This is a genomic window from Nocardioides sp. NPDC059952, from assembly GCF_042730435.1.
Classification (GTDB): domain Bacteria; phylum Actinomycetota; class Actinomycetes; order Propionibacteriales; family Nocardioidaceae; genus Nocardioides.
Genome location: NZ_JBHWLY010000146.1, coordinates 1 through 1976, shown reverse-complemented (window position 1 = coordinate 1976; position 1976 = coordinate 1). Strand labels below are relative to the sequence as shown.

Annotated in this window: 4 protein-coding genes; all 4 read left to right on the top strand. The window is 71.1% G+C overall.

All coding sequences use genetic code 11. The annotated features are described in order from the left end of the window. Positions 1-213: 213 nt before the first annotated feature. A complete protein-coding gene (locus ACFV9G_RS29775) occupies positions 214-597 on the top strand; it encodes a holin (protein WP_375989011.1) in 384 nt (127 codons plus the stop codon). Continuing rightward, positions 594-1100: a hypothetical protein gene (locus ACFV9G_RS29770; protein ID WP_375847180.1), complete on the top strand. Its 507-nt coding sequence runs from the start codon at positions 594-596 to the stop codon at positions 1098-1100. The genes ACFV9G_RS29775 and ACFV9G_RS29770 overlap by 4 nt, the downstream gene beginning before the upstream one ends. A 187-nt stretch (positions 1101-1287) precedes the next feature. Continuing rightward, positions 1288-1743, top strand: a complete 456-nt coding sequence (locus tag ACFV9G_RS29765) for a hypothetical protein (protein WP_375847179.1) — start codon at positions 1288-1290, stop codon at positions 1741-1743. Further along, positions 1724-1976 (top strand): hypothetical protein (locus ACFV9G_RS29760; protein WP_378733079.1); only part of this gene is annotated, 253 nt, incomplete at its 3' end. The genes ACFV9G_RS29765 and ACFV9G_RS29760, both read left to right, overlap by 20 nt.

Sequence of the window (1976 nt, the reverse complement as noted above, 5' to 3'; positions counted from 1 at the left end):
CGCCTGGCCCGACCGCCGCGCCCTGGTCGTCCCCGCGACCGCGCCCACAATCAGGCACGCCGCAGGCAGCAGCAACAGCCACCAGCCCTTGATGACGGCCGCGAACACGAGCAGCAGCCCGACCGCGAACACCCCAAGCGCCCAGTCCGAACGTCCACCAGCCACGGCAACCCCCTCCAGTCGTAGGCCGTCACCGTAGGACAGGAGCGACCGATGCCCAAGTCCCTGCGCTGGCGGGTCTGCTCGGCGCCCGGCTGCCCCGAGTACACCCAGCACGGCAAGTGCGACGACCACCGCCGGCAGGCAGAACAGCGGCGCGGCAGCGCCCGGCAGCGCGGCTACGACCGCGACCACGAACGCCGCTTCCGCCGCCCCGTCCTCGAACGCGACCCGCTGTGCGTGTGCACCGACACCGCACACGGACACGGACAGTCGTGCGGGCAACCGTCCCGGCATGCCGACCACCACCCCACCGACCGGCGCGCCCTCGTCGCCGCCGGCCTGGACCCCAACGACCCGAAGCACGGCCGCGGACTCTGCGGCCCTTGCCACAGCAGCCACACCGCAGCCGAGCAACCCGGAGGATGGCACGCATGAGCGGCACCGAGCGCACTGGCCAGGACGCCCAGCCCGACGGCCACCTACACCTCGGCGACCTCGGCCAGAGCAGCGCCGACGCTACGGCCACAGCCACGGCCCGGCTACGCCGCGCCTCCAGCCCCGGCCAACTGCCTTCGCGATTCGAGCATCAGCCTGCGGTCACGTCTGCTGCTCCTGCTCCTGCTTCGTCTCCTGCTCCTGAGCCTGATGCTGTTGTGGTCAGGCTGCTCCGCCACGATGAGGTCATGGAGCACCGCGAGGCGCTCGCCCAGTGGCTCCAGGGCAACGGCATCGACCCCAAGGCGGTCGCCCTGGACTGGCTCAGCATCGAGCGGGCCGGCGACAAGCAGCTCATCCGCTACCTGACCCACCGGGTCAACGAGGATGGCCGGCGGCTGGTCGACCCGCGCCACCCCAACGAGGCCTGGAAGGACGAACGGGTGACCCCGCTCCTGGTCAATCTGGACATTCCGGCAGGCGGCGACTGTCACGCAAAGTGACCCCGACCCCCTGACGACCCCGGGGGGTTACCCCCAAACAAGATCATCTCAGGACCGCCGGGGAGGTAACTCGCGCTGTGTACGGGTCTCCGACCCTCAAACGATCATGGTGAACGTGACACCGAGTAACCGCCGGGACCGCAACGGCCCGGCCCGATGCCGCAACGGCACACCGAGGTGATCCCCCATGGCAGGCACCGGCCCCCTCCCCAAGGACCCGTCCCAGCGACGCCGGCGCAACGCCGACGCCGTACCCGGAACGTTGCTCCCCGCAGGCGGACCCGCAGGCCCGACCCCCGCCCTTCCGGGCGGCCACGACTACGACACCCGCACCCTGTCCTGGTACGAGACATGGCGGACCAGCCCACAGGCCTCGACGTTCCTGGCGACGGACTGGGGGCGGCTGCACATGCTCGCCCAGCTCGTCGAGCAGTACTGGCAGGAGCCGAAGAAGGAGCTGCTGTCCGAGATCCGGCTGAACGAGGCCGCGCTGGGCGGCACGGCTGCGGACCGCATCCGGCTGCGCTGGACGGTCGCTGACCCGGACGATGGCGCCGACCGCCCCGCCCGGCCCCGGAGCAGGGCCGCAGCCTCCCGCCGCGACCGTGTGCTTCGAGTCGTCGATGACCAGACCGAAGGCTGACCCGGACCGCTTCGTCTCCCTCGGCTTCACCGCTATCGACTGGATCGAGACGTACCTGTGCCACGGGCCCGGCGACGTCCAGGGCCAGCCGCTCGTCATCGACGACGAGATGGCCGCGTTCATCGTCAAGGCCTACCAACTGGACTCTGCGACCGGCCGCCGCAAGGTCAACAGGGCGTTCCTGTCGCGGCCGAAGGGTCGGGCCAAGAGTGAGCTGGCGGGCGCCCTGGTGC

Coding starts and splice junctions, on each gene's coding strand:
- ACFV9G_RS29770 (WP_375847180.1), top strand. CDS start 594: ATGAGCGGCACCGAGCGCACTGGCCAGGACGCCCAGCCCGACGGCCAC.
- ACFV9G_RS29765 (WP_375847179.1), top strand. CDS start 1,288: ATGGCAGGCACCGGCCCCCTCCCCAAGGACCCGTCCCAGCGACGCCGG.
- ACFV9G_RS29775 (WP_375989011.1), top strand. CDS start 214: ATGCCCAAGTCCCTGCGCTGGCGGGTCTGCTCGGCGCCCGGCTGCCCC.